The sequence below is a fragment of the Paenibacillus solani genome (assembly GCF_001277345.1).
Lineage (GTDB): Bacteria > Bacillota > Bacilli > Paenibacillales > Paenibacillaceae > Paenibacillus_AQ > Paenibacillus_AQ solani.
In genome coordinates, this window is record NZ_LIUT01000001.1 from 1,894,882 (window position 1) to 1,921,007 (window position 26,126).

A 26,126-nucleotide genomic window follows, 5' to 3' on the forward strand; every position below is an offset into this window, starting at 1 on the left:
TCAAGCGCACATGAACGACGTCATTCGAACCCATGAGCTCACCAAAAAGGTAAAGGACAAAACGATTACCTCGAATGTTAATCTCACGATAAAACAAGGAGAAACCTACGGTTTACTCGGACCGAACGGGGCCGGTAAAACAACGATTATGAAAATGATCACCGGACTCATCATTCCCACTTCAGGAGAGATCATGCTATTTGCCAAGAAGCTAACCGAATCCACAAAAGACGGGTTGAAGCGAGTCGGGAGCATCATTGAATATCCAATTTTTTTCGAGCATTTAACGGCCATGGAGAACCTTCGGATTCACTGTGAATATCTGGGCTTTTATGATAAAAAGGCGATCACCCAAGCGCTGGATATGGTCAATTTGCAAGGGATCAATGACAAGAAAGTGAAGGATTTCTCGCTGGGCATGAAGCAGCGTTTGGGAATTGTCCGGGCCATGATTACGAAGCCTGAGCTGATTGTCCTGGATGAACCTACGAATGGGCTGGATCCCATCGGTATTAAAGATATGAGAGAATTAATCCGGATGTTAAACAAGGAATATGGTATTACCTTTCTCTTGTCCAGTCATATTCTGGGCGAAATAGAGCAGATGGCAGACCGAATCGGCATGATTCAGCATGGGAAACTGGTGAATGAAGTAGCACTGGCGGACATCCAGAAGCTGCGGACCGATTATATCGAATTGGTAACCTCGAATGTACAGAAAACAGTCTACTTACTTGAACATGAGCTTCAAATTTCCAATATTAAAATTGTGAAGGAAACAAGGATCCGTATCTATGATATGACCCGCTCCACACGTGACATTTCAAAAACGCTCTTATCTAACGATATTGAAATCGAGGAGATCCAAAAGCATACAAGTACGCTGGAGGACTATTTTTATCATCAAATCCAGGGGGGCGGTAAGGTTGGCTAAGCTGATTGAACTCGAGTGGAGAAAATTAGATCAGAAAAAAGTAATTGGTGAAGTGATGGTCTATTGGGTAATTATTATGTTTTTACCGACCTTCTTTTTTAAAGTTATATTTACTGATGATATGGCTTTTATGGGTTTTACGGAAAGCTACGCAAGTGCCTTACAGCTGATGGTGCCTATTCAAATGGGGTTTGTTCTGTTCGGGGCTTCCATGATTAATCATGTGTTTATTGAAGAATATAAGAATAAAACGATGTCTCTTTCATTCGGATATCCCATCAGCCGCAAGAAACTGCTGATGGCAAAGGTGCTGTTTATTTTCCTGGCGGTTTTCTTGTGCACGCTCATATCTTTTGTCTTATCCGGCATCACGACCTACGTGATTGATCAGATATTCGACGTAATTCATGGACAACCAACGATGGAAGACATCATGGCGTATACGACCAAGTCGATCATTTATTCCGTCGTTGTCGCTCTGATTAGTTTTGTTCCGCTGTTCTTGTTCGGGCTTTGGAAGCGGGCCGTTATTCCGACTGTGATTTGCGCCGTTTTTCTTGCGCAATTCCCTAATTTCACCGGACTGCTTCATATTACGTTAAATACGGATATGTTATACGCCGTGATGAGTCTTATCGGCCTAGTCAGTGTGTACTTGTCGGTTGCCAAGGTGAATCAATTAGGTGATATTTAGCGATGAGAGACTTAGCCGGATTTTTGTATAATGCGATTATGTAGTCGAATCAGATACCGAACTTAATCGCTCTCCGCAACCTTCCCGGGGTCCAGGAACTTCCCTATGACATGGTTGTGGAGTTTTTTTGCAAAAATGAACTTTTAATGCCTTTGACAGCTCTTATCTATGGAAGGAGGAGGAACATGTACATAAGCCGTCTTGTCAAACAAGCGAAAAAAGGAAACAAAGAAGCTTTATTGCAACTCGTTATGGCCGATCAGGAAGCTTATTATCGTCTTGCTTATTCATATATGGGAAACGAGCATGATGCAATGGATGCCATGGAAGACATGATTGTATCCATTTATGAAAAGATCGATCAGTTACTATGGGAGCAGACATATTCCTTTATCACATCGAATCAGCCGGAACAACTGCTATTAGAGGGATATAGATATATAAAAACCTATGATAAAAAGATAACTATTCCGATAGAAAGTAAAAAATAAAGTTATTAAATAGAATTTTACTCCATTTCCTAATATAGTTATAATGGATTGTTTAAGAAACTATTATTTGCCCATACTTATGACTAAAATGTAATTTGGAGTGTGGGAAATCGTGGTCGAAAATGCCATCATCTTGTTTCGCAGCTTCTCGGCATTCGTGCTTCTGTTAATTATTACGCGAATACTAGGAAAACAGACATTATCCAACATGAATTTTCATGAATTTGTTACTGCTGTGGTCATGGGTTCAATCGCAGCAAATTTAGCCTTTAATGAAAAGCTGCAAACAATGCATTTAGTTATTTCTCTGGCCGTATTTACCGGCACATCGTATTTATTATCAAAAATCGTTGTGAAAAAACGTAATATTCGCATGTGGGCTGAGGGCACACCTACAGTTATTATTGAGAGCGGAAAAATTCTTGATGATAACTTGAAGAAAAACAATTTAACGATAGATACATTAAATCAGATGTTACGACAAAAGGATATTTTTGATTACAGTGAAATAGAGTATGCATTGCTGGAGATAAACGGAAAAATATCCGTTATGAAAAAAAAGCAGCATCAAAATGTAACTTTAAAAGACTTGAGGAAAGGATCGAATGCGAGTCAAAAGATGCCCATTGAACTTATCATGGATGGAAATCTGCTGGAAAAGAATATGAAAGTGAACAGTATACAACCAGATTGGATCATAGAGAAATTAAACGCTCGTGGTAAAAAGGTTAATGATGTCTTTTATGCTGTAAAGGGATCTGACGGGCAACTCTATATGGATTTTTATAAGGATAAGATTCAACATCCAATTGATATAGAGTAGTAGGAATTGATGCCTTTGAATATAGAACCCTCAGGAACGTATTTTGCGGCCCTGAGGATTTTTTCGTGCTGGCGGAGAGAAGAAATATTTTTATTACGGTATTGCGATGAGGGGAATTCGGAGTTATCCCTTTCCTTAGGGTGTGGTTGCTACCCGGATCAACGCTACGTATCTTGATGTGCTCCTTAGCAAGCTGTAGTGCGATGGCTTCAGTCTATAGCGTGAATCCTAATGTTGAAGCCGCGTATTCGAAGCCAACGATTCTTTGACGGCTTCCTGGATATAAAAATGATCTTCCGGAAAGTCCGACCGATTCAAAGCTATCACCTGCCGACCCTGCGACAGTAATTCCGAGTTAATCGTGTATCTGTCGAATGGATGTGTTTTTTGCGATTACCCAAGAAATAATCAGAGGTTTTTATTTAGCTGCAAGTTAGCAAGACATACACCGAAAAATCGAGCGGGCTGACATGGTAGAAGAGAGGTATTCTGGCAGAGGTTTATGTAGGGTGCACGGAAATAATGGAGTCGTGGATTACTCGGCTCTTAGAAATTAGAAGGTTGACCGCCTACTATGTAATATGATTAATTAATTTAATTAATCACATTAAATATTAGAAGGAGATAGTGATCGTAGATGCAATAATTGAAAGAAGAAGTTGTATTTAATGTCATTAAATAATTTCACTAAACCCCGTAACCAAGGGGCGGGACAGGTTCTATGTCACACCATAAAAGCATCGCAAATCCATGTATTATTGGACCTGTGATACCCTTTTACATCTGTCACTTTTTAACGGCCCTCTAATCCGAAAGTGCTCAAAATCATTTATTGCAAGATCAGCAACAGCGGTTTCACCATAACGTACCGAGCTTGATATTCTTCATCAAAACGATCTGACGGTTGAGCCGGATTTGTTTGCCGGATATCGGAAGACGGACTTTCCCGCCGGCGAATTTCAAACATGAGCATCATTGGCCGCATAGTCTGATTGGCATAAGCGGTAAGCGTACGCCGAAGGTTATTCTAATGTTCTATGAGGGATTCGATTTAACACAAATAGAAACATATATTCGGTGTTGGTTATGCAGGAGATTAAGGTCATTTTAATGGACATTGCCACAGAACTTGTTTCGTATGTAAAGCAAGGTATACTGTCGTAGTTGTAGAAGCAATTCGAAGATGCGGTTTTGATCGAATCAGAACATATGTTCGACATCCCATTATTTTGTAGTTGATGTACTGGTAAGATAAGTCCGTTTCCATGAACTTGACGGAAGAGAGGCAAAGCGCTCAATCGAAGAATGGGGCTTGGAAAGCGGGAAAATACGCCAGGTTGCGAGCGATTCCATTCTTATTTATGCACCTGGAGAGTTGCAAGTTCTTTCAGGTGTAAATGAGGAGTGCTCAATCGACGAAAGAGGAACAAACGTTCGATACGGGGCGAGAATACAAGGAGGTACTCATTCTCGAAGATTTCTGGCGTTTCCAGACACTTGAACCAACATTTTATTACTGTGGACCAATGGTAGGTCACGCTGAATGATCGAAAGGTCCAGTATTAACGCAACGTCGCCTGGACAAGTGAACATGTATGGTGCAAAGAATAGCATGTCCCAGGAATCGATCGAACAGCAACCAGGGAGTCATGGCCTCTATTTGTGACCGGATCTTTTGTAATAGAAGATCGGATGAGGCTTAATATATTTTAGAACATATGTTTGGTTTCTGAGTATTTTCCTGTTATCTTTATTATACGGCAGCGGGAGAATACACGCAGCAAGTGGATTTGACCCAAGTCAGCTTGTAGCTTCAGACGAAAAAGAAGGATTGTGGCTAAAAAAGGTTTACATAAAATATAATATGTAACCCTTAGGAGTGATCATGCTTTGTTGAGTCTTAAATCCGGTAGGTTTTACTACAGATGAACATCTGGTCCGCCTAATGGATGGCGGTTTTTTTGCTGTTCTTTCATTGCCACGAACGCAGAATGTGTCATTGTTTACCTTGGTGCATAAGTTTTGTGACAATTTCAATAATATAGAGAAACGATAGCATGTAAGAATTGGACTAGTTGGATTAGGGAGAAGGAGGCCTCATCGTTATGAATATAGCTGAACATAAACTGCTGGTCGCAGCACTAGGTGGCGTTAATGAAATTGGAAAGAATATGTACTTCATTCAGTATGATCAAGATATCGTAATCATTGATTGCGGTTCTAAATTCCCTGACGAAAATCTACCCGGCATCGATTTGATTGTGCCTGACTTTACCTATTTGCTGGATCATGCCGATAAGGTCAGAGCTCTTGTTGTCACCCATGGACATGAAGACCATATTGGAGGGATTCCCTATTTACTGAAGCAGCTCCCGATACCTGTGTATGGAACAAAACTCACAATTGAGCTGATTAAAATCAAGCTGAAAGAGCATCGCATTCTGCGTGAATCCGATCTTCATACGATCGATGCGACTTCCACCATTGAAGCAGGCTCCATTCATGCCTCTTTTTTTTCGACCAGCCACAGTATTCCGGACTGCGTAGGTATCGTCTTTCAGACCCCGGAAGGCAATGTTGTCCATACGGGGGATTTTAAATTTGACATGTCACCTGTGAAGGGACCTTATCCGGATCTGCATCGAATGGCTGATATCGGCAAGCAGGGGGTTAAGGTGTTACTGTCCGAAAGTACAAACGCTGAGAGACCGGGATTTACACCTTCTGAACGACTTGTTGGCGGACATATTCTGGAAGCATTTGCGCAAGCAAAACAGCAGGTATTCATTTCTACGTTTGCTTCCAACGTGAACCGTGTACAGCAGATCATTGATGCCGCCGTTGAAACAGGGCGAAAACTCATTCTGCTCGGCCGCAGCATGGTTAATGTCGTTGCCGTTTCGAAGGAGCATGGCTATTTAAACATCCCTGATGACTTACTGATTGATGCAGGTGACAGTGAGCGATACCCACCGGATAAAATCGCCGTGCTATGTACGGGAAGTCAAGGCGAGCCTATGGCGGCATTATCACGATTAGCCAACTCCAAACATCCCCATATCGAGATTTTGCCTGGCGATACCGTCATCATTGCTGCAGGAGCGATACCGGGGAATGAACGGAACCTTGCTCATGTAATCGATAATTTGTATGTGCTGGGCGCCCAGGTTATCTATGGTTCCGGTGCAGCTTCAGGTATGCATGTTTCGGGGCACGGTAGCCAAGAAGAGTTGAAATTAATGCTTACCTTGATGAAACCGGACTATTTGATTCCTGTTCATGGTGAATTCCGAATGCTCTATCAGCATCGGCAGCTGGCGGATTCCGTGGGGATTCCTAATGAAAATGTGTTCATCATCCAGAATGGCGACACGATACAGATCGAGCAGGGAATGGCATCCTTAGGTCCCAAAATACCTTCAGGTAACAGCTTGGTGGACGGATTGATGATCGGAAACGTAGGCAACATCGTTTTGCGTGACCGTAGACAGCTGTCCTCCGATGGGATGCTCATTATCGTAACAACGCTCAGCAAAACGGAAAAGCAGATGGTAGCCAAACCCGAGATCATATCTAGAGGGTTCATCTTCGTGAAAGATTCGGAGGAATTCATCGGTCAAATCCACGATATCGTCACGTCATCAATGAGGGATTTAACGGAGACCGGGTCTACCCAATGGAATCTTATCAAGCAGACCTTGAAAGATCATGTTGGCAAATTCATATATAGCGAGACGAAGAGAAGGCCGATGATTTTGCCCATCGTTATTGAAGTATAAGTCACTTGGAATGTAAAAAGCACAGCCTAAAACAAGGTTGTGCTTTTTACATTGATTTTGAAGTGAATTAAATGGATAGTGAAGCTGTTCATAAATAACAATAAATGGGAAATAATAAAAATGTAGAAGGGAGGCAATATGAAAAATAGTAAAGAGCTAATACAACAAAAACAAACAGATAAATGTGTTATTAATTTTTATGTTAAGGTTTGGCAGTACGTGAATGAATATGGACAATCAAATGAAATTAGGATTGATAACAAGAGTGACAATGTTAAAATAACCGGACACGAAGTTATTCATTATGATTGATAAATACAAAATTCAAAAGTAATTCAAAAGCGACACAAACAAATATTATCGAAGGTTACACAAACTGAATTATGAAAGTACGATAAATGAGATGATAAAGGATGATAACGAGATGATCGTGAAAAAAGTGAAATAAATCTATAAATCTGATCTAATAAGAATAAGCAACAAAATCAAAGGTCAGTTAGAAAAACTTTGCATCTATTTCACAAAACTCGTATTTTGTACATATGTATGTATTATTTTTTATGTTCTTAAATAGCATTATCCCTTCTTATCTTATTTCTCCTCCTCTTCGGCGGCTTTAGATCTTCCTAAAATAAAAAAGAATTAACTCTAGAAGAGCTAATTCTTTTAAAACACCACAGAAACCAATACAGATTTCCGAACAAGCAAACTTACTCTTCTAAAGTGGGATGTCAAGTCTTATAAAAAAGAGAATTCGCAGTCCTGTTTCTTGTTCAGTATTTGTAACAAACCTGGATTGGCGGAACTACTTTAACCCACCGATTCGGGTCTTTCTTCTACACCACAGAAAGCTGTTGTTCGCTTTCAAATAAGTTCTGTACCATTAAAAATGATCTTGCAAACGCTTCTCTTGCTTCGTGCTGCAAAAGTGACAGAACTGGCCTTCTCGTTTCACCAAGCTTGATCGGTTTTTTGATTAACGAGTCAATTCTCAAATAATGGTCTTTAAGCATATATGAAGCCATATGATGTGCACCTGCAGTCTGCGACTGCATCGTTAACTCTACAAGTCGCTCTCGATATCTCAGCAGAGAACTTGCCTTCGCCACGTTGTTATTCACTGCGTACATATGACATCCGGTGCCAATAGACAGCATCTTGATGGATTCCACACCATAATTTAATGCATGAGCTTCAGCGATCCCTACAATCGATGGATTATTCGCCCAAAGCCCACCATCGATTTTGCAATCTGACCCATTCGTTTGTACAGCTGGAAAATAGGTCGGAGCTGCAGAAGTTGCTAACGCTACACTCGACATTCGACAATTAGCATCTACAAAATAAGTTGGGAGGTGAGGAGTTTTAAACACTTTAGGACTTGCCTTACCATGCTCTACAGACGGAATACAGAGCATAGTTTTAGCGTCAGCTATAATCTTGTCTCCAAACTTCTGATCCAGCATCTGCCGAAGACCATCATTGCTGTACTGATGCGTTAGTGCCCCAAACCTTCCAAACCACTTCTTCTTAAATATTTTGTTTGCATTTTCTAAATATAAGTCCACAAGATCCTTCGCCGGCATACCTATTGATAATCCAAGGGCTAGTATTCCTCCTGTAGACGTACCCACAATCATATCGAAATAATCCGAGACCTTATATCTTGTTTCTTCTTCAAACATAGCCAAAAAGGTTGCCGGAAAAACACCTCGAATTCCGCCTCCATCTAAAGAAAGTATCCTGAGTTCCTTTCCATGTCTTGTCGCCCACCCATTGTTTTTAATATTCTCCCAATCCATTAAAGAACTCCCCTCGCGTACTTCTTAGCAATTCTCTTTCCTTTGTTTGAATCTAAACGGTGTGGAGCCTCAGGCCCCCACCAAACCCCTTCCTCTTGCCAAACCTCATAATAATAAACCCACTCACACACCCAGGGTAGGATCGTCTTAGCGATCATTTTTTCCTTATCAAAGCTATGATCGCTTGGATAGTAAAGGCACAATGAATCATCTTCGTACACATGAGGGCTCTTCTTAAGCAGTGGAGGGTCAAGTATAAAGACTTGCGGTCTACTTGAGTGATAGACGATTTTCACTTTGTAGATTACATCACGGTTTGATGTGATTTCGCCTAGCCAATATGATTGTGTCGCCCTCGTGTAAAATTTGAACTGCGGGAAGTATTGCTTCATTAGCATATCCTGACACGCGATGTTGATGTAATGTTTACGGACAATAGGCTTGTCTTCGCGCTTTTTTTTCAGCCTCATTGGTGGCTTCCTCCGAAAAATCGGTGCTTAGGGGATGGGATCCCGTCCGTATTACTTAATTGACCTAACGAGTTCACAACAATTGCGCCCGAGTTGATCTTCAACGCCATGTTTGAGGCTTCACTAAGCTCTTTAGGGAATTTCGGAAAAATTTCCTTCCATTTATTTAAACTCTTTTCTTTATCTGTTTCATCAAAAGCATCCTTTACATCGCTTTGAAGCTTGGTAAGCTTTTTCTTGAATGTTCTCAGCCTATCCTCATCCCAGTCCCTCGCAAGATTCTCCTCAGATAATGAAGGATTTCCGACAAAGACGGTACGGTCCCATTGAATATAAGAATCCAGGGCATCAAGCATTTCGTTCAACGTCTCTAACAGACTTTCCGCAACAGAGTTTTTGCCAACCATGTTCTCTCCAATAAGCGTTGTTAGAAGAATTGATTTTGGTGCCGTGTCTTTTCCCACTCTAAGATCTCTCCAGTAACGAAGAAGTTTCACTATATTTTGGAACTGATAATTATGATCAGCATGAATTCCATCACACCAGGTTTTAAAGCCTGCTGGATTCGTCTTTTTCCACTGCCCCTCCTTCTTGCTAGGGATATAAATATAATCCCCGAATGATGAGGGCTTAGCTAAGACGACATCCATGTGAAAATCGCCGGCGTAATTGATTCTAACGCAGCGATCCCTCTCTTTAATGTCGTACTCATCATTTTCTTTCATTCGCTTAGCGAGCCACGATAAAGCCTCCTTGGGCTTCAAATCGCTATCAAGCTCTAACAATAATACCGCGTCGACATCAAACTCTTCATCCTTTTTTTGAGGACGTATGGATGTCTTGGTGGCATAGGATCCTTGAAGGTAAAAATCTACAAATAGATCTTTAATTTCGTCATCCTTTTTCAATAAACTCTCCCAATTACTATAAGCTTTATCAATTCTTTCTTCGCGTGTCGGATTGAGAGAAAGCCCCCCGATTAACTCCTTAAAATGCTCCGTATGTTTCATGTTTCTGACCCCTCGTTTCATTTTCAAGGCATAGATTAGCTCAGGTGCAATTCTTCACGCGATGTCAACTTCTCGCTCCTATACACTCTATGTTGATATATATAATTATTCTAACACAATATATTGTATACACAAACCTTATACGTTAAGATTTTTTTCTGTCGAAGGGTTTTCGTAAATTCGATGAAATACTATATAGAACTTCGGAGGATAGAACAGGCAGCTAATCTAGCGCACAAACTAAGAGCTTAATTGCTAAAAGATCGGGATTATCACACTGCCGGATGTTCAACCTATTTCATAAATATAAAAAGTCGCATATTATGCGACTTTAGCTGTGAGATTACGAAGAGGTATCAAGTAGAATAAGAAGTTCTATCATGTATGCCGAATTACATTCGAAGCTCCCGATAGTCTTCTCTACCTTCAGTAGCCTCGTCAATAATATACTCGGTAAACCGGATTCTTTCAAAACAAGTACGTAACAAGTAATACTGGATGCCGAAATGATAACGATATGAACTAGGGTTGTAATGTTCAAGATTATTATCTGTCGGGTATCTGTAACGCGAAGAAGATCCATCTACTGCATTAACCAATTTAATATAGAAATCAATTTGCTCTGGATGAGGAATCGGGAAAAAATTCATTGGTCCTTCTGCATGCTTATCTTGAGAACCATTCCAAAGTTCAAGCAGATTGTGTTTCTTTGTACTTATTAGCTCTATAGCATCATCGTATTTTAAACATCGTGTACAGAGCTTTTTTAAAGATAATTCGATAGATTCACATGGGTTGTGTCACAAACCAACATTATCGCTTGTCCCTCGCTTAAGAGCTTTAGATCAAATGCCCGTTAGTTTAATAAAAAGGCAGTCTGCTGTTGTTCATGAAACCATATCGCGAATGTAACAATGTTCTTGTCATCTGTCGGGAATGTTATCAAGTTCTTGTCATTGTGGTTTGACAAGAACTTGATAACATAAATAAAAAAACCGCTTAATAAGCGGCTTCAAATGTTAACATGTTTTTGTCACCCTACATTATTTTCTTACGGCTTCAAATGTAAAGATTTGACTCGCATTTGATGGTTGCTCCATATATTTATAATTAGCTGAACATGTGATATCAGTAAAGCCTATACTTTCTAAAATAAGTTTGAATTCTTCAATACCATACCAACGCATGGCGAATTTTTGCAATTCAGTTCCAATCAACGTTCCATTTCGCCACTTCTCATATTTTATATAGGATACCGTTATTTGATTAAGCCAATCCATTTCAATACACTTGCTTTCCATCGTAATCCCATCCCCACTTGGTAGAGAAAGAGTTGAAGTGGATATCACACCTGGTTTCCAACCATGAGGTAATTCAAGGTCAACAATTAAACGCCCCCCTGAAACCAAGTGCTTATAAAAACATTTTAATGCGGCTAAAGAATCTTCTCGATTTTCAATCAAACAAAAAGAACCAGTAGGAATAATAATCGCCTCATAATTTGACGGCAAAGAAAATCCCTTTAAATTTTCTTCATACAAATTCGGATGATACCCCCGTTCTTCGCAACGTTTTCGACAAGAATTTAACATTTCAGGAGAATAATCGATCCCATCAACGATATATCCTGCCTCTAGTAATGGAATAATAAATCGACCTGACCCAACTGCAGCTTCTAGAACTCGCCCTTTGCATGTTTTTAATCGTTCTAGGTAGTATTCAATATCACCGTCAATTGAATATCCCACTGGTTTGGTAAAATCATAAACCTCCGTACATAATGCGCCATAATAACTAAACATTTTATTCCCTCCGATATTAAAACTTATGATTTCTTTTTAATTGGTATATAAATTTCCATTACTGCATTTTCTAAACCATGACAACGTTCATCGTAAAATTCAAAGTCTATTTTTGTTTCATCAAAAACATATTCACTGTTTTGAAACCATTCTTCAAAAATATATTTCCATGTTGCCTTTACTGCATCTGATAATGGGTCTTCATTGTAGGTTGCTGCTGTTGCAACATTGTCAACAGGTGGAGTTGTGAAAACGGCATATTCTGCTTCTGGAACATCAAATGTCATCATATCCGTCGTTACCTTTGAAAAATCATCTACAATGAGGCCGAACAAATATTTGACATTACTTTCGTCAGATGAAGATACGCAAATCCCAACTTCTCCATGCTTTGGTGGATTCAATTGCTCATACATTTTGCTCTCTAAATTTTCACCAGTATAAGTATCCCAATATGCAGCAATATCTTTCATATACCCATTTGAGATATTCGTTTCGATCCCATAACCAGCAACCTTAAAAGCAGATTTTTTAGTAAAGGTAGGAATCATGTTAAAACCTTCAATCTTTATTATATTTTTGCTTGTACTCAAGCTATTGTTTCTTGCAATATAAATAGTTGGACTGTAACCAAATTCTTTCCGAAACGCTTTTGAAAATCCACTTGCTGTTTTAAAACCAAAATCAAAAGCAATGTCAATGATTTTTCTGTTTGATAGAAGTTCTTCTCTAGCTTGAATCAATCTTTTTTTACGAACAAAATCCATAAGTGATGTTCCCTGCAACAAACTGAAAACTCTGCAAAAGTGGAAAACAGAATATCCGACATGCTCTGCAATTTCATTTGCGCTAAGTTCTTTCTTGATGTGCATTTCAATATATTTGATACTACGATTAATGTCATCATTATAATTCAATGTACCAACCTACCCTCTTCTGTATGACGAATTTATTATAACAATTTGTAAAATGAGATGCTGTTCCGTTTTTGCTAATATACTGTTTACATTTTTGTTTCTTTAGATATTGAAGAATCGCTCTAGTTCGTTCAAGTCTGCTCCATTTGATTTAAACAATTGTGTCACGTAAGCTGAAACTTTTTTGAGATACAATTACATTCCATTAGGTATTGCATTGCGTTTAACTGCCCGTCAGTTTAATAAAAGAGCGTCTAATCATCTTTATTAGACATCGTCGATGAGATCATATCAGGAATGATACTATGTTCTTGTCATCTGTCGGGAATGTTATCAAGTTCTTGTCATTGTATTTTGACAAGAACTTGATAACATAAATACTTACTTACTTACTTACTTACAACAATTATTTGAAGTTAGTTCTTCCATCCGTTAACCAATGACCCATCTTATATTGTAAAATCATAGCCTGTAACTTGCTTATTTGACGTATCTCCAGTGGGTGTTTAAGATTTGAGTATGTTCCCAAACTGAGAAAGAAGCTAATCGCCTGTGGCATGTACGTTTTACTCATATCTGTGCGAACTTTTCCCCAACCGTCTTGATAATCGTTGGAGATAACCGCAAGTCTGAACGACATCTCCTTACTCCCTTTGGTGTCGACGCTCCTTCAAGTTATTAGGGCTTTCTCTAAGCAGAACTGCTTAACCCCGGCCCATCGGAAGTGCTTGGCAAGGCTCTTCACTTCTAAAGTCCCCAACCATTCCCCAAAATTGAGTAGTCATTTTTTTGTTCACATCTCCCTTTCGTTTTTATCCTAGTATACTCATAGAAAGTTAAATCGCTCGTGACATATGGATTTTTTTCGATCCGCAACAGAGCTCCCTCCATGGCACTCCTCAAAAGTAAAATCAGAGAGGTTTAAACCCTTAAACGAATCTTTCACGATACAAAATCTTTTATATTCCACGCCGATATATTTAAAAGCTCCGTTCCGGTAACGTGCATATCTTTTTCCTACATTAACCCTGCCTGTTAGTGAATAAAGGTAGGCGATCATTTTGATCGGCTGCCTCCTTTGGTTTTATTGATCTATCGTTCCCAGTTAGTTTAGTGAACCTCAATTATGCGGTCTCACTTTTAGTATATAAAGATACTTTTTTCCGTTCAACTATGGGAGGATACAAACTAGGAGCACGAGCCGAAGTTCTTCGATGTTTGTAATTATACATGTATGAGTGATCCGGTAGGACGTCCAATTTTTTTTGAAAATATCCCAACCTTTATTTCGCCTGGCACACTATATAATTGTCAGGAATTACAAATGCAACTATGGAGGCAAAAAATGGATTCAATTGGGAAGAACGGAAAAGAAGCGGCGGAAGCGATTCGGAGCTATGTCAAACCGATTTTCGGTTTTGCGTTAAACCGGGTCAAGCAGCGGGCCGAGGCGGAGGATCTGGCTCAGGAGATTATGCTGCAGTTGTTGAAATCCTTCTCCGGGGTGCGGGACATTAGATGCCTTGAGGCTTACGTTTGGACGGTTGCCCGATACACTTGGGTGAATTGGTTGAAAAAGCGTGCGAACGCTCCCCAAGCGATCGAAATCAACGGCATGTCCGAACTGTCGGCCGCCCCTTCCCGGGAGCCGCTTGACCGGCTGCTGGTAACCGAAGCTTACCGCGAGCTGCGCCGAGAAGTCGCGTTTCTGTCCGACATCCATCGCCGGATCGTGGTCATGCATTACTACGACGAGCTTAAAATCGGCGATATCGCGATTGCTCTGAACATTCCTGTCAACACGGTGAAGTGGCATTTGAGCGAGGCCAAAAAGGAGTTACGGAAAGGGATGAAACGTATGCGTGCAACAGGAACTTTAAGTGTCAATCCGGTCAGCATGGGGGAAATGGGCCATTCCGGTTCGGCCGGCAGACTGGGCGAAACCAACGATTTTCTTGGACGCGCCTTGGCGCAAAATATCGTTTACGCGGCTTATCACAAGGCGCGTACCGTACATCAAATCGCGGAGGAGCTCGGAATGCCGCCGTCTTTGCTGGAAGGCGAAGTCCGGCACCTGGCCGATTACAATTTTCTCATCCAAACCTCTCCCGGCAAATATCAAAGCAATACCATCGTCTGGGACCTCTTCGAGTTGGCCATAGCCGGTCATCAATTCTGGCAAGATTGCGCCGCCGAAGTGGCTGATGTTCATTTCGACGCGTTAATGGAAGTTCGCAGGCAAGTCGAGGATAGCGGAGTGTACGTTCCGGACGGAGACTATAACTTCCTGCTCTGGACCTTGCTGCCCAAGAACGTCGAGGAGCAATCTTGGCGGAGCATGCCGGCGGGCGACAACTTCGATGCGGTCGCACCAATGCGAAAGGACGGAGGTCAGTATATTGCCTATGCGGCGTTGAACCGGAGCCGCAATGCCGATCCGGGTTTTGATTTGAGTAGTTACGTCACCTTCGGTCCGTCGCTCCGCTACGTCGAAGACACTCCCTTATACTTGTGGCAATTCAATACGTACTGGAGTGACCGCCAGGTGGATTGGCGTTTCCTGGAATACCGGAATGTCGAGATTTGTCATGCGTTCCAACAAGGGGAACTGCCCGACAACGAAGAGAACAGCGAGCAATATTCGTTCCTGCTGGAGAAGGGGTACATCCGCAAAACGGAGGAGGGGTACAAGTTCAATGCGGTTTGGATCGACTCTCCGCAAACGTTGGATCGGTTGAACAAGGCAATGCCGGATTTGTCCGCTCTGTATGCGCCTGCTGTCGGCAAGCTCTACGATAAAATGCTCAAGCTGTTCCTGCAAAATCAGCCGAAGCATTTGGAGCCGCAGCTTGCTTACATGGTGAGAGGCAACACCGGCGGAGGCCGGCTTGTCGCTTATATTTTGAAGCATTTGATCGATAACGGGAAGTTGAAACCGCCGTTGCCGCACCAGCAGAAGACGATTTCAACCTGGATGGGGCCGGTCAAGTAAGTCGGTTCGGAAATGTATACGAAGAATGGTCGTTCCCGGGCGGTGGCCATTTTTACACAAAACTCTGTCTGTCCAACGAAGTGATTATGACATCGCTATTTCACCACTGCCCCTTGTCATCAGTCGGGAATGTTATCAACTTCTTGTCATTATGTTTTGACAAGAAGTTGATAACATAAATATAAAAAGCCGCTTAATTAGCGGCTTCTAATATTACTATGTACGCATCTCGCGCCCTAAGGCAAAATAACGAGATGCAAGACGGTCAAATTGATACTTTTCATATCCATAATTTGCCCTACTTGTGGTACGGTTCTCCGCGCTGTCTGTAACGGCAAGTTTTAGGGCCATCCTCTGAGGCATAAGACAGTCTGAATCAATGAACTCTGTTGTGGATGTCATTCTTGCAGGGGAATTATCCTTTTCAAAATAATCAAAAAAAACTTGTTCCATTTCGGGTAAATCCTTAATACTTTTGAGGTAGACATTAACTTTTACAAGGTATTGAAGTGGTACATCAAGTTGGTTAAGTGTGTCTTTTAAATGAGAAAAAGTATCATGTATTTGCTCAGTAAAGGTTTGTCCAAAACCTCTATGTAATCCAAGAAACACATAATCTCCTGCCGAAACAGCTGCTGAGTAGCTAAATGGTGTTAGAATCCGGTTTATCATTTCATGAACCTCCTATGTATATGCGATAACCCCTCCATATTAGAACGTATGTTCCGAATTGTAAAATGATTTATTTAACATGTATTTCCATGTCATCCTGCCCGTTAGCACAACGCGGCTGCCGATCATGCCGGCAGCCGCGTTTTAGTTATTTATTATGTTATCGTGTCCCGTTAGTAGAACGATTTACTTCGAGCTGATACTACATCAACTAGTTCAAATTTGGTGGTTGACGTAATAGTGTAGCTTGTTCAAAACTGTAGGCGATTCTGATTAGTGTTGGCTCACTAAAAGCCCTCCCTGAAAAAACTACACCAAAAGGACCCTGCGTCGAATCACCATTCGCATCAATTATTCCTTTTGATGAATAACCTGCTGGTACCGTAATTAGAGGATACCCTAGCCGTGCAGCAATGTACATTCCATCAATGTCACCAGGTAGCATTAATGCATCTAATCTGTGTTGATCGAGTGCGTAGTCAATCCCTTCTGCTATAGCCGGATGGTTATATTCTTTTCGTTTAAGTTGATAGGTTGCTTCGTTTAGACCATTTCGTTCAGAGCGTATCAGATTGTCTTGACCAAACTTCAATGAAGATGCAGCATGCTTCTGATTATATGCAATCAATTCTTGTAGAGAATGCACGGGGAGATCCGGGTTCAACTTAGATAAGTACTGATCTAGGCCTGTTTTGAATTCGTAACAGATAACATCATTGTTCCATGGATGCAGTTCCAAATGTAAATCTACTGGATCGATAACTGTAGCACCTTGCTCTCGTAGAACATTGATGGCGGACTCCATAATTGAAAGTCTTTCTTCATCTAAGGATTGATAGTAATGTCTAGGAATCCCGATGCGAGCATTACGTAGAGAATCCTTGTTGAGATAAGTTGTATAGTCATGATAAGTAGGATGTGGACTATTCCAAGTTGCCTGATCATTCTCATCATATCCAACAATTACTCCGAGTAAAGTTGCTGCGTCAGCGACTGTTTTACAAATTGGTCCCGGTGTATCCTGACTTAAAGATATCGGGATAATACCGCTACGGCTTGCGAGCCCAACCGTTGGCTTAATCCCGACGAGAAAATGTTGGCTGGCCGGTCCAATAATCGAACCTGCGGTTTCTGTCCCTATTGCAGCAGCTGCCAGGTTTGCTGCTATGGCTGCAGCAGATCCTGAACTTGACCCGCTAACGAAAAGCTTGCCAGGCCCATATGGATTCAGTACATATCCACCTCTAGAACTGTATCCGGCTGGCATACGGCTAGACATAAAATTTGACCACTCGGTCATATTTGCTTTTCCTAAGAGAACTGCGCCGGCAGCGCGGAGCTTTGTAGCTATGAACGAATCTTCATAAGCAAACGACTCTGCCAATGCAAGTGAACCAGCGCTTGTATGCATTTGATCATGTGTATCGATGTTATCCTTTAGTAGAATTGGAATTCCGTGCAGAGGTCCCCGACTTCCGGTTGATTTTAGCTCACGGTCAAGATTCCTTGCGATCTCAATCGCATCTGGATTAATCTCTAATACAGCATTGATTAATGGATTATACCTATGAATTCTTTCGATATATGCAAGGACAAGGGATTCAGAAGTACATTCACCCATAGCCATTGCCTTTTGAATGCTCATGAAATCTGCATTCTGAATCCAATCATACAAGTTGGTGTTCATATAGTAAGATACCCTCCGGTACAGATGAATTTTAGAAGTATATTCCATTCAGTTGATGATGAACGGTTTGATGGGATAAATTATAAATAATTCGATAAAGTACAGTAAAGGCCATATTCGTTTATAATCAAATATTACCTAATCCTCTTGATGATATTTACTTTACTTCACCTGTTTAGCGAAATATTAAAAATCGGAAATAGATCCATGTTCTGACCCATTTGATTTTACACTTAAATAGCCATACAACTATTTCTGATAGTTGAAAAAGACAGCCAAAACTGGCTGTCATCAAATGTCTCTATTGAACTATCCTGCCCGTTAGTTGAGAAAACTGCAACCGTTGGCCGGCTTCCGCTGTATCGTAATTTAGCTAAAGTATCTCCGTTAGTGCATTCACTCCCTAATCTTGTTCTTCAAATTCCATCATTAACTCCTGTGACCTTTTCATTGCTTCCGTTTTGTCTCTCGCTGGTCTTGTTATCATTTATCCGTTTGATGAAGGATGGCGTCATGAAAATTTTATTTTTAAAAATGATGTGGCTTTTTACCTCCCTTCGGTGTCTAATTAATTGTAAGTTCAGGAGGAGGTACTACTGGTGTCAAGAGCTCAAGACAAAACGAAAATCCCTGTTCTTCCGGAGGAGCAGGAACACATCCAGCATTTCGAAGAAATTTATAATCAATATCAGGAGAGAATTCGAAAGTATATCGCAGTAAAAACAAATTCAGCAGTTGCTGATGACTTAACGCAACAAGCTTTTTTAAAAGCAATGGAAAACTTTCACTTGTTTAAGCATAACTCCAGTATATTTACTTGGCTATTCAAAATCGCGCAGAATATCGTGAAAAACGAGTATCGTAAAAGATCACGAAATAAAGAAATAGTGCACGAAGTTATCGATTTTCAGTCCCAATCGATTTCCCTCGATATCGTTAAAGATGTTGATATCCGTCTTGATATTAGTGCTGCATTAGCCCAATTGAATGAGTTAGATCAGCAAATCATATCATTGCGGTTTTTCGTCGACTGCACTCTATTAGACATATCCAAAATCATCGGAATGCCTGAAAGCGCGGTTAAGAACAGACTCTACCGCGCATTAAACAAACTAAAAATAGCATTAAAAGAATGGGGTGACATTACAATCATGTCTATCAAAGAATTGATATCGATTGTGGATAAGAACGAGGCTTCCACCAAGAATGATGGTATGAATAAGGTATACCATGACTTATTCGAGGAATTGAAATCAAATGTAGAGCGAATTCTAACAACCTATCGTCATCGACCATCTCAGAAAATCACTATCGAAATCTATCCGGATCTGTCCACTTTTCACCAAGCAGTAGGCGAACCGGATGCGCCTAACTGGTTCATGGGTACCTACGAACACAACAAAATAAGAATCGTATCCCCACTGAACCCAGGCCCTGAACATACGTACCAATCGGTACTACGACACACGATAAGTTTGTTTACGATGTGGTTAGTGAATGATATTAATGCGTTGGCACCGAAATGGCTTACTCATGGGCTTGGCGGACATGAAGCCAAACAAATGTCGCAAGAATATATCAAGTATAGCACCTCCGAATCGATTCGAAATGAGGCTGTCCCTAGCTTTCAAGCATTAACTAACGATACGTGGGAATTCGAGAGGATGGGGGGATATGGATTCTCGTATTTGATCGTTGAATTTCTCCTCCATTCTTACAGTTCTGATGAGCTTAACAAATTCATACGCGATGCCACTGATTTTCATGGCGCATTTCAGGTATCGGAAGCTGAGCTGCACGCGATGTGGGTGCAATATTTAAAATCTAGGCTATGTTAAACTTTAATAATGATATTTGACCATAACAAAACCACCTTCTAAAAGGTGGTTTTGTTATGGTCTCCCTTAGCTCAACAGTACACTATACATTGTTCTATCTAGTACCGCCTTATAGTCCCTATCATTAAACTATCCTGCCCGTTAGTTTAATAAAAAGGCGTCTAATCATCTTTATTAGCCGCCGTCGATGACATCATATCGGGAATGTAACAATGTTCTTGTCATCTGTCGGGAATGTTATCAAGTTCTTGTCATTGTGATTTGACAAGAACTTGATAACATAAATATAAAAAGCCGCTTAATTCGCGGCTTCTATTGTTACTATGTTTTTGTCACCCGACATCTAATGGATTGTGTCACAATCAATCATTTATTATAGGTTAGTTGATTTATCATTGTCCTTTAAATTTAAATTCCTTCCTTCCTTTCCTGGTGACCGAAATAAAAAATCCACTGAATGAAGAATCAGTGGATTTAAATTTTTATATAGGGTTGTCATTCATTTGTTCGTCATTTTTTTAGAGGTAGTCATCTCCTCGGCGCGGTCTCGTTGAACAGAAGTATTCAACCAACAAAATCATTACGCTATCCTGCCCGTTAGCTTAATGAAATTGCATGGGAACATAGTTAGATACTTATCTAAATCGTGAATCGGCTCATGTTCTTGTCCTTTACGGCAATCGGTACAAGTTCTTGTCCCGAGCCAAGGACAAGAACTTGTACCGATAAAATAAAAAAAGCCGCTAAATTAGCGACATTCAATGGTACCATGTTCTTGTCCCTCGACACGTGAGCTATCTTTTCCCGTTAACGCTATATTAGCGACTTTCTATGTGACCATGTTCTTGTCCCCCGACAGTTTTTTTCTATGTTTTTGAATTTTTTAAAAGGTCACATGAAATATTTCCCTTTCATGTGACCTTGTTATCAGTTAAATGTCGTCATCCATATAGGGAGACTCCAACGACTCAACAAACAATCCTGATGCTTTTATGTTATCCACCACGTCTTCACACTTATATGAAGAGATTATATACATGTAAAAATCATAACCAAAATGCACTTGAAGACCACTCTGACTTATTAATTTGCATCCTAACTCATCTCGGAGAGCGAGCTTTGCTATATTAACAACCTCACTAAGAGGGATTATCATTCCTTCTCTTACATGTGAGTAAAATCGTAGCAGTTCTCCAGGATTTATCTCCGGGTAATTTTTTATATCAATTTTATCCTGCCATTTACTTAGCATCTTCAATTCTAGGCAAGGTATCTTTAAATATTGCATAAAACTAGTAATCGCCTCGATATAAAGGTTTTCAATTTTTAGATACTCTTTTTTTGTTAATTGGACACCATTGAACACTTTACAGATATCTGTCATTGAAGTCCAATCGTCCTTAGTGTATCTTCCTCTGTCATCTCTACATTTAGGATCGTATTTGGTTACTCTGTAGGAATGCAACATCTTATTCACCAATCCAGTTTAAGAGAGCATCGTAAGTCCCATACCGAGTTTTCTTTTTATTCAAATCCTTAATACTTTTCCCCATTTTCCAAGTCCCTCCAATATGTGAATCAACATCTTGTACAATAAATACTTTTCCGTTCGTAAATACAGGTTGTTTTGCTTTATTTAATTTGTAGCCATTCTTAACCTCAGTAAATCCAAGATATTTTGCTAACTGCAACACCTCACTTTTTGTAAGTTTCTTTGTGCGGCCAATTACCTGGGTTTTTAGTGTTTTATTTTTTCCGTGCCCATCTGGTCCAGGTAAAAAATTTAAAGAGGCAATCAATGCTGTTAAAGGATCTGATTCTGGATTAGTTAGATCAAGAAGGTCTTGCCGTCCTGTTAATTGATCGAGAAATTCTATTACTTTATCGGAACCACTCTTTTTTTGTTTAGGCTGATTGTTATCTATTATTTGTTGAGCAAGAGTCTTAATTAATTGTTCACGAACAAACCATAACCCACCATTTTTTAAAGTATACTCTATTGCTTCCTTACGGGAAAGTCCTTTAACCTTTGAGTCTGGTACATATAATCCGTAGTCATCAGAACAACTTCCACTATGTGAATAATACCCATTTGTAGATACACAATAATTCCCACTCGGATCCACCTGAGTCAATGGATTATTGTGAACATACGTATAACGATTCTGACTTAACGGGTTATCCATTTCGCCTTCATACGTATCCTCACCCATAAACCGTGCCGTACCCGGATCGTACCAGCGGGCACGCAGGTACTGCAGGCCCGTCGTTTCATCCCAATACTCGCCGGCATACCGCATTACGTTCGGGACGGTTTCTTCGGTTTCAACCGGACCACCCCAAATATCATAGGAGTAACTGTTTAGCTGCTTACCCTGCTCATCAACCAGACCAACGACATCGCCATGGCCGTTGAATTGGTAGTACTGTAGCTTCCCAGTGGCTCGGTCCTGCCTTGCCGTTAACTGACCGTACAGGTCATAGACATAGGCATAGGTAAGGGTAACATGGCTCCCGGAGACTTCCGCTTCCGCAATGAGCTTGGCTTCCTCGTCATAGTAATAACGCGTCGTATCCGTACCTTCCTTACGTTCATACAGTAACCCGTCCCCGTTATAAGTATAGCTGACTTTCTTGCCTTCCCCAGCAACCTGGGTTAACCGGTTCTGGCTGTCGAACGTATAATCTGCTTCCTTCAGGCCGAATATCTTGCCGCTTCCCTGCTCCAGCCGATTCCCGTTAGCGTCATACGTATAACTTAAATTCTTGTCACCTGACGTTTCCGTCTGAATCCGGTTCAGCGGATCATAAGTGAATTGCCCTGACGTTCCGTTCTCCGTGCGGGAGATGATATTTTTGTTCAGGTCATAGCTATATCCGAATTCGTGCACGGATGTGCTTCCCTGTTGAACGGTTACGCCTGACAAGTCATATCCGTCATAGTTATAACCGGTACTGAGTCCACTATCAAAGCTTCGGCGCTCCAGTAAACTGTTAGCCCTATATTCAAAAGTCATTCGATCAACCGGAGAAACAAACATCAAGGAAGGTCCACTGCTTCCTGTGCTGATATCCATCGCCAAGACCCGGTTCATTTCATCAAGCTCAGAAGATATGCGAATGGATGCTCCGGCAGCGTCCGTCAGGATATATCCGGTTTTCGACTGCGTATTATATTCATACAACACCTTGGTGCCATCCGGAAACTCCAGTTCCTTCAGCGTCCCATCCTCAGGATTGTAAGAATACGCCGTCTTACCCGTAGAATCGGTCATACTGGTCCGGCGACCTGCGTCATCATAGGTGTAATTCACCGAGAAATCCGGTCCGCTTTTTGAAATAAGCTGATTCTCGGAGTTATAACCGAAGTTATAGATCTGGTTCTTACGGTCCACCACTTGCGTGACATTACTACGATTATCGTAATGGTAGGCCGTGGTTTGATTAGCCATATCAGTCTGACGGATCAAACGGCCCATCTCGTCATACGACTTTGTTACTTTCTGTTGGTCGGGCAACACAACCTGAATCAGATCACCAGCCAGACTATAAATATAGCGGGTAACCTCCCCCTTCGGGTCCTTCACCGAGGTCAAGCGGCCCAGCACGTCGTACATATACTCGGTGCGCTGCTGATTGCCGTCAATGGATGCGGTCACCAGACCGAGCAGATCGTATTCCAGTTGCTGAAGCGGCGTAAACCCTCCATTTTTCCACTCTTGCATTGATATTGTTCTTCCCAGTACATCATAGGTTTCACGCTGTTTGTTTCCAGCAGCGTCGCTATATGTGGTTGTCCGTTCCACAACCTGATAATCCGTGCTGCTGCTGGTTCCATCAGCGTATACCTTACTTGTATTTCTTCCAAAAGCGTCATACGTTAGGTTCGTTGTGTTGCCCTCGGCATCGGTTACTTCCGTCATGTTCCCTTCATCATCATATTCATACTCGTATAATGCATCAAACGTCTTTTCCTGTACCAACAGCCCAAAAGGATCAAACTGCTTTGTCGTAATCACGCCGTCCGGTGCTGTTTGAGTAACGCGATTCAGTGCATCATCGTAACGAACGCTCGATAACGTGCCGTCACTGTATTCAAGCTGGGTGATTCTCCCCCATTTATCATAAGTGTATGCTTGCACGTTTCCATCGCTATCTCTCTGGCTCTTGAGCTGTCCTGTCGGCCAATATGAATAGTCCGTCGTAATGACGGATGACCGTGCAGCTGCGTCCTTCACGACCATGCTTTGGTTTGTCAGCAGATGACGTCCATACGGAGACTCGTACTTGTACGTCTGTTCAATAAATCGTGAATCATCCCTGACTTTGGTTTTTGTCCGGTTGCCGAAAGTGTCATACTCATACTCGGATTGAGCAAGCAGTGTTCCGCCCGTTCCTTGGGACACTCCCACTTTCGTTACACTGCCCTGCCCGTCATATTCCAGCTGTGTAACCTGAGACTGTGTATCATTCATTTTGACGGTTACCTTGGAAGGTTCCTTCCACTCTGCTGTACCCGTCATTTGCTGGTATTCATAGCTTGTTTCCTGGCCGGTGCTTGACCTCTCCGATGTGATGAGACCAAATTCATCATAGGTATACGATGTGGAAACAGGCTCAGAAGCTGCACCATTTTGAATATATCGTTCTTGGGTTTGCTGCGGTGCATTTCGTTTGTTCGTCTCATCATAGGCATACTCTTCGATATAACTAACCGAATCTCCCGATTGGCGATACTCCTGCAAGTAATGAAGTGCTGGGCTTGAGCTTCCCTCAAAGGTACTGCTCAGCTTGTACGTTTCGTCCCATTTACTGCTGCTTACTGTCGTGGTCCAGTTCACATCTTGACCATAACGATTCAAGTCTTCACCCGTATACTTAAAGCTGCGGGAACCCAGTATTTTTTCTCCAAATGTGGAACTGAATGAATCCTTGCGGGAGCTGACCTTAAATACATGCTTAGTTGCATAATTCCCAATCTGTTTCAAAGACGCATCATATTGAATATCGGTGATCCGAGATGTCGGGTACACGATACGAGTCAATAAAACCGTTCCGTCAGCTTCATGCTGTTCAGGTATGCTCACCAGCCCGGATAGGAAATTAAATCTCGCTACCGGTTGGTTGTACACATAGGTGGTACTTCGAGACATGGAGTCGACAGCCTCCGCAAGAAGTGTAAAACCCTCTTTCTGAACCTTACGATATTCCATGCTTTGGTCAGTTCCCTCCAAAACCACAGAAAGACTCAATGTATTATAGTTAAATTGGAGAGTATTTCCTTCGCTATTCGAAATCCGCTTTAATACAGGTCCATCAGGTTGCTGATCATAATAGAAGTTTACTGTATTGCCGTAATTATCCCTGATCTGCAGTAGATGGCCGTTTGCATTAAAATAATAAACATATCCATTAAGAACAGTCAGTTTATATTGACTCTGTTCTCCATTCACCATCACACCTTGATCCGTGCTCAAACTCATATCATTCCAGGTATATCCGACGATATCTAGAGTATCGGACAATGAGTAGGTGCCCGCTCCGGGAAAATACAAATAATGTTTACCACCATGCTCTTGGATATGGGGAAGATCCCATCTCCAACCCCGACCTATGCCGTAAGTTGACTCCTCTCTTCGCATATTAGTGTCGTTAACGGCCTGTCCAGTTCCCTCATCCTTGCGGATTCCGATCTCTTCGTTCGCCTTCGAGCTGTCGTATACCCGTGTTAATGAAAAAGGGATCATACCCGGTAGCTCCAAATCTACACTGGCATAATTTAAATCACCGGTAGCCATGGAGACCGAATCGAGACCGTAGCTGTTGAAGTAGGCCGACGAGTCGTCATGAATTCGTACCTGCTCAAGAGCTGCTTCGTCCACATCATTTGAATCTTCAGCTAACGTTTTGGATAATGACACGATAGCCTTCTCATCATATTGCACAGCATCCGGTACCTGTATATTAGCCAGAACGGTATCGGCTGCTTTTGAGCTTTTATTGCCGTCCAGAGATGAGTATATCTGATACAAGGTATATCCATCCGCAATCTTCTCTTGAATCCAAGCGGTGTCTACACCATACTGTTGAGCCAACACCGGAATCGTAATTGCAGGTGAAGAAATCTCTCTTGACTTGGCTGTTATCTTACTGCTGTCTCCATATACCAGAGAGCCCATACTTGCCAATAATAAACATATACATAAAACAGCTAT

At 41.4% G+C, this 26,126-nt stretch carries 17 protein-coding genes and 1 pseudogene; 8 read left to right on the forward strand and 10 right to left on the reverse strand.

Features of this window, described 5'->3' with window-relative positions:
* The first annotated feature begins 10 nt into the window (after window positions 1-10).
* The 6 genes and pseudogenes from AM231_RS08585 (at window position 11) to AM231_RS29015 (ending at window position 7,033) form a co-directional block, all read left to right on the forward strand.
* Window positions 11-934, forward strand: coding sequence for an ABC transporter ATP-binding protein (locus AM231_RS08585; RefSeq protein ID WP_054402251.1), 924 nt, complete (start codon window positions 11-13; stop codon window positions 932-934).
* Window positions 927-1,628: an ABC transporter permease gene (locus AM231_RS08590; RefSeq protein WP_054402252.1), complete on the forward strand. Its 702-nt coding sequence runs from the start codon at window positions 927-929 to the stop codon at window positions 1,626-1,628. The genes AM231_RS08585 and AM231_RS08590 overlap by 8 nt, the downstream gene beginning before the upstream one ends.
* A gap of 185 nt (window positions 1,629-1,813) precedes the next feature.
* Window positions 1,814-2,000 (forward strand): annotated as a pseudogene (locus AM231_RS08595) (RNA polymerase sigma factor); the annotation flags it as partial.
* Window positions 2,001-2,231: 231 nt separating this feature from the next.
* Complete coding sequence (locus tag AM231_RS08600) at window positions 2,232-2,942, forward strand: DUF421 domain-containing protein (protein WP_054402253.1); 711 nt, start codon at window positions 2,232-2,234, stop codon at window positions 2,940-2,942.
* 2,105 nt (window positions 2,943-5,047) lie between these two features.
* Window positions 5,048-6,721: a ribonuclease J gene (locus tag AM231_RS08605; protein WP_054402254.1), complete on the forward strand. Its 1,674-nt coding sequence runs from the start codon at window positions 5,048-5,050 to the stop codon at window positions 6,719-6,721.
* Between the two features lie 138 nt (window positions 6,722-6,859).
* A complete protein-coding gene (locus tag AM231_RS29015; RefSeq protein ID WP_165593382.1) occupies window positions 6,860-7,033 on the forward strand; it encodes a hypothetical protein in 174 nt (57 codons plus the stop codon).
* A gap of 524 nt (window positions 7,034-7,557) precedes the next feature.
* On the opposite strand, the gene AM231_RS08610 is transcribed toward AM231_RS29015, so the two are convergent.
* The 5 genes from AM231_RS08610 to AM231_RS08635 all read right to left on the reverse strand — a co-directional run bounded on the left by AM231_RS08610 (window position 7,558) and on the right by AM231_RS08635 (window position 12,722).
* Entirely contained in the window at window positions 7,558-8,523 is a 966-nt protein-coding gene (locus AM231_RS08610; protein ID WP_054402255.1) for a CBASS cGAMP-activated phospholipase, read from the reverse strand.
* Window positions 8,523-8,993: a type II CBASS E2 protein gene (locus AM231_RS08615; protein WP_053493507.1), complete on the reverse strand. Its 471-nt coding sequence runs from the start codon at window positions 8,991-8,993 to the stop codon at window positions 8,523-8,525. The genes AM231_RS08610 and AM231_RS08615 overlap by 1 nt, the downstream gene beginning before the upstream one ends.
* Window positions 8,990-10,003, reverse strand: a complete 1,014-nt coding sequence (locus AM231_RS08620) for an SMODS domain-containing nucleotidyltransferase (RefSeq protein WP_054402256.1) — start codon at window positions 10,001-10,003, stop codon at window positions 8,990-8,992. The genes AM231_RS08615 and AM231_RS08620 overlap by 4 nt, the downstream gene beginning before the upstream one ends.
* A 1,043-nt stretch (window positions 10,004-11,046) precedes the next feature.
* Complete coding sequence (locus tag AM231_RS08630) at window positions 11,047-11,805, reverse strand: class I SAM-dependent methyltransferase (RefSeq protein WP_054402258.1); 759 nt, start codon at window positions 11,803-11,805, stop codon at window positions 11,047-11,049.
* Window positions 11,806-11,828: 23 nt separating this feature from the next.
* Complete coding sequence (locus tag AM231_RS08635) at window positions 11,829-12,722, reverse strand: AraC family transcriptional regulator (protein ID WP_054402259.1); 894 nt, start codon at window positions 12,720-12,722, stop codon at window positions 11,829-11,831.
* A 1,345-nt stretch (window positions 12,723-14,067) separates the two neighbouring features.
* Here AM231_RS08635 and AM231_RS08650 point away from each other — a divergent pair.
* Window positions 14,068-15,714, forward strand: a complete 1,647-nt coding sequence (locus AM231_RS08650; protein ID WP_054402262.1) for an RNA polymerase sigma factor — start codon at window positions 14,068-14,070, stop codon at window positions 15,712-15,714.
* Between the two features lie 216 nt (window positions 15,715-15,930).
* Here AM231_RS08650 and AM231_RS08655 read toward each other — a convergent pair whose 3' ends face one another.
* Together AM231_RS08655 and AM231_RS08660 are read right to left on the reverse strand one after the other, a co-directional pair.
* Window positions 15,931-16,386, reverse strand: a complete 456-nt coding sequence (locus AM231_RS08655; protein WP_242615094.1) for a RidA family protein — start codon at window positions 16,384-16,386, stop codon at window positions 15,931-15,933.
* A gap of 211 nt (window positions 16,387-16,597) precedes the next feature.
* Window positions 16,598-18,073, reverse strand: a complete 1,476-nt coding sequence (locus AM231_RS08660; protein WP_054402263.1) for an amidase family protein — start codon at window positions 18,071-18,073, stop codon at window positions 16,598-16,600.
* Window positions 18,074-18,672: 599 nt separating this feature from the next.
* Between AM231_RS08660 and AM231_RS08665 the strand changes: the two genes are divergently transcribed.
* The gene (locus tag AM231_RS08665; protein ID WP_054402264.1) at window positions 18,673-19,911 is read left to right on the forward strand and encodes an RNA polymerase sigma factor; all 1,239 of its coding nucleotides are present in this window, start codon (window positions 18,673-18,675) and stop codon (window positions 19,909-19,911) included.
* Between the two features lie 639 nt (window positions 19,912-20,550).
* Here the strand turns inward: AM231_RS08665 and AM231_RS30195 are convergent.
* The 3 genes from AM231_RS30195 to AM231_RS08675 form a co-directional block, all read right to left on the reverse strand.
* Entirely contained in the window at window positions 20,551-20,682 is a 132-nt protein-coding gene (locus AM231_RS30195; RefSeq protein WP_278044614.1) for a hypothetical protein, read from the reverse strand.
* Window positions 20,683-20,842: 160 nt separating this feature from the next.
* Entirely contained in the window at window positions 20,843-21,388 is a 546-nt protein-coding gene (locus tag AM231_RS08670) for a hypothetical protein (RefSeq protein ID WP_131724726.1), read from the reverse strand.
* Window positions 21,381-26,090: an RHS repeat-associated core domain-containing protein gene (locus AM231_RS08675; protein WP_131724727.1), complete on the reverse strand. Its 4,710-nt coding sequence runs from the start codon at window positions 26,088-26,090 to the stop codon at window positions 21,381-21,383. The genes AM231_RS08670 and AM231_RS08675 overlap by 8 nt, the downstream gene beginning before the upstream one ends.
* Between the last annotated feature and the right edge of the window lie 36 nt (window positions 26,091-26,126).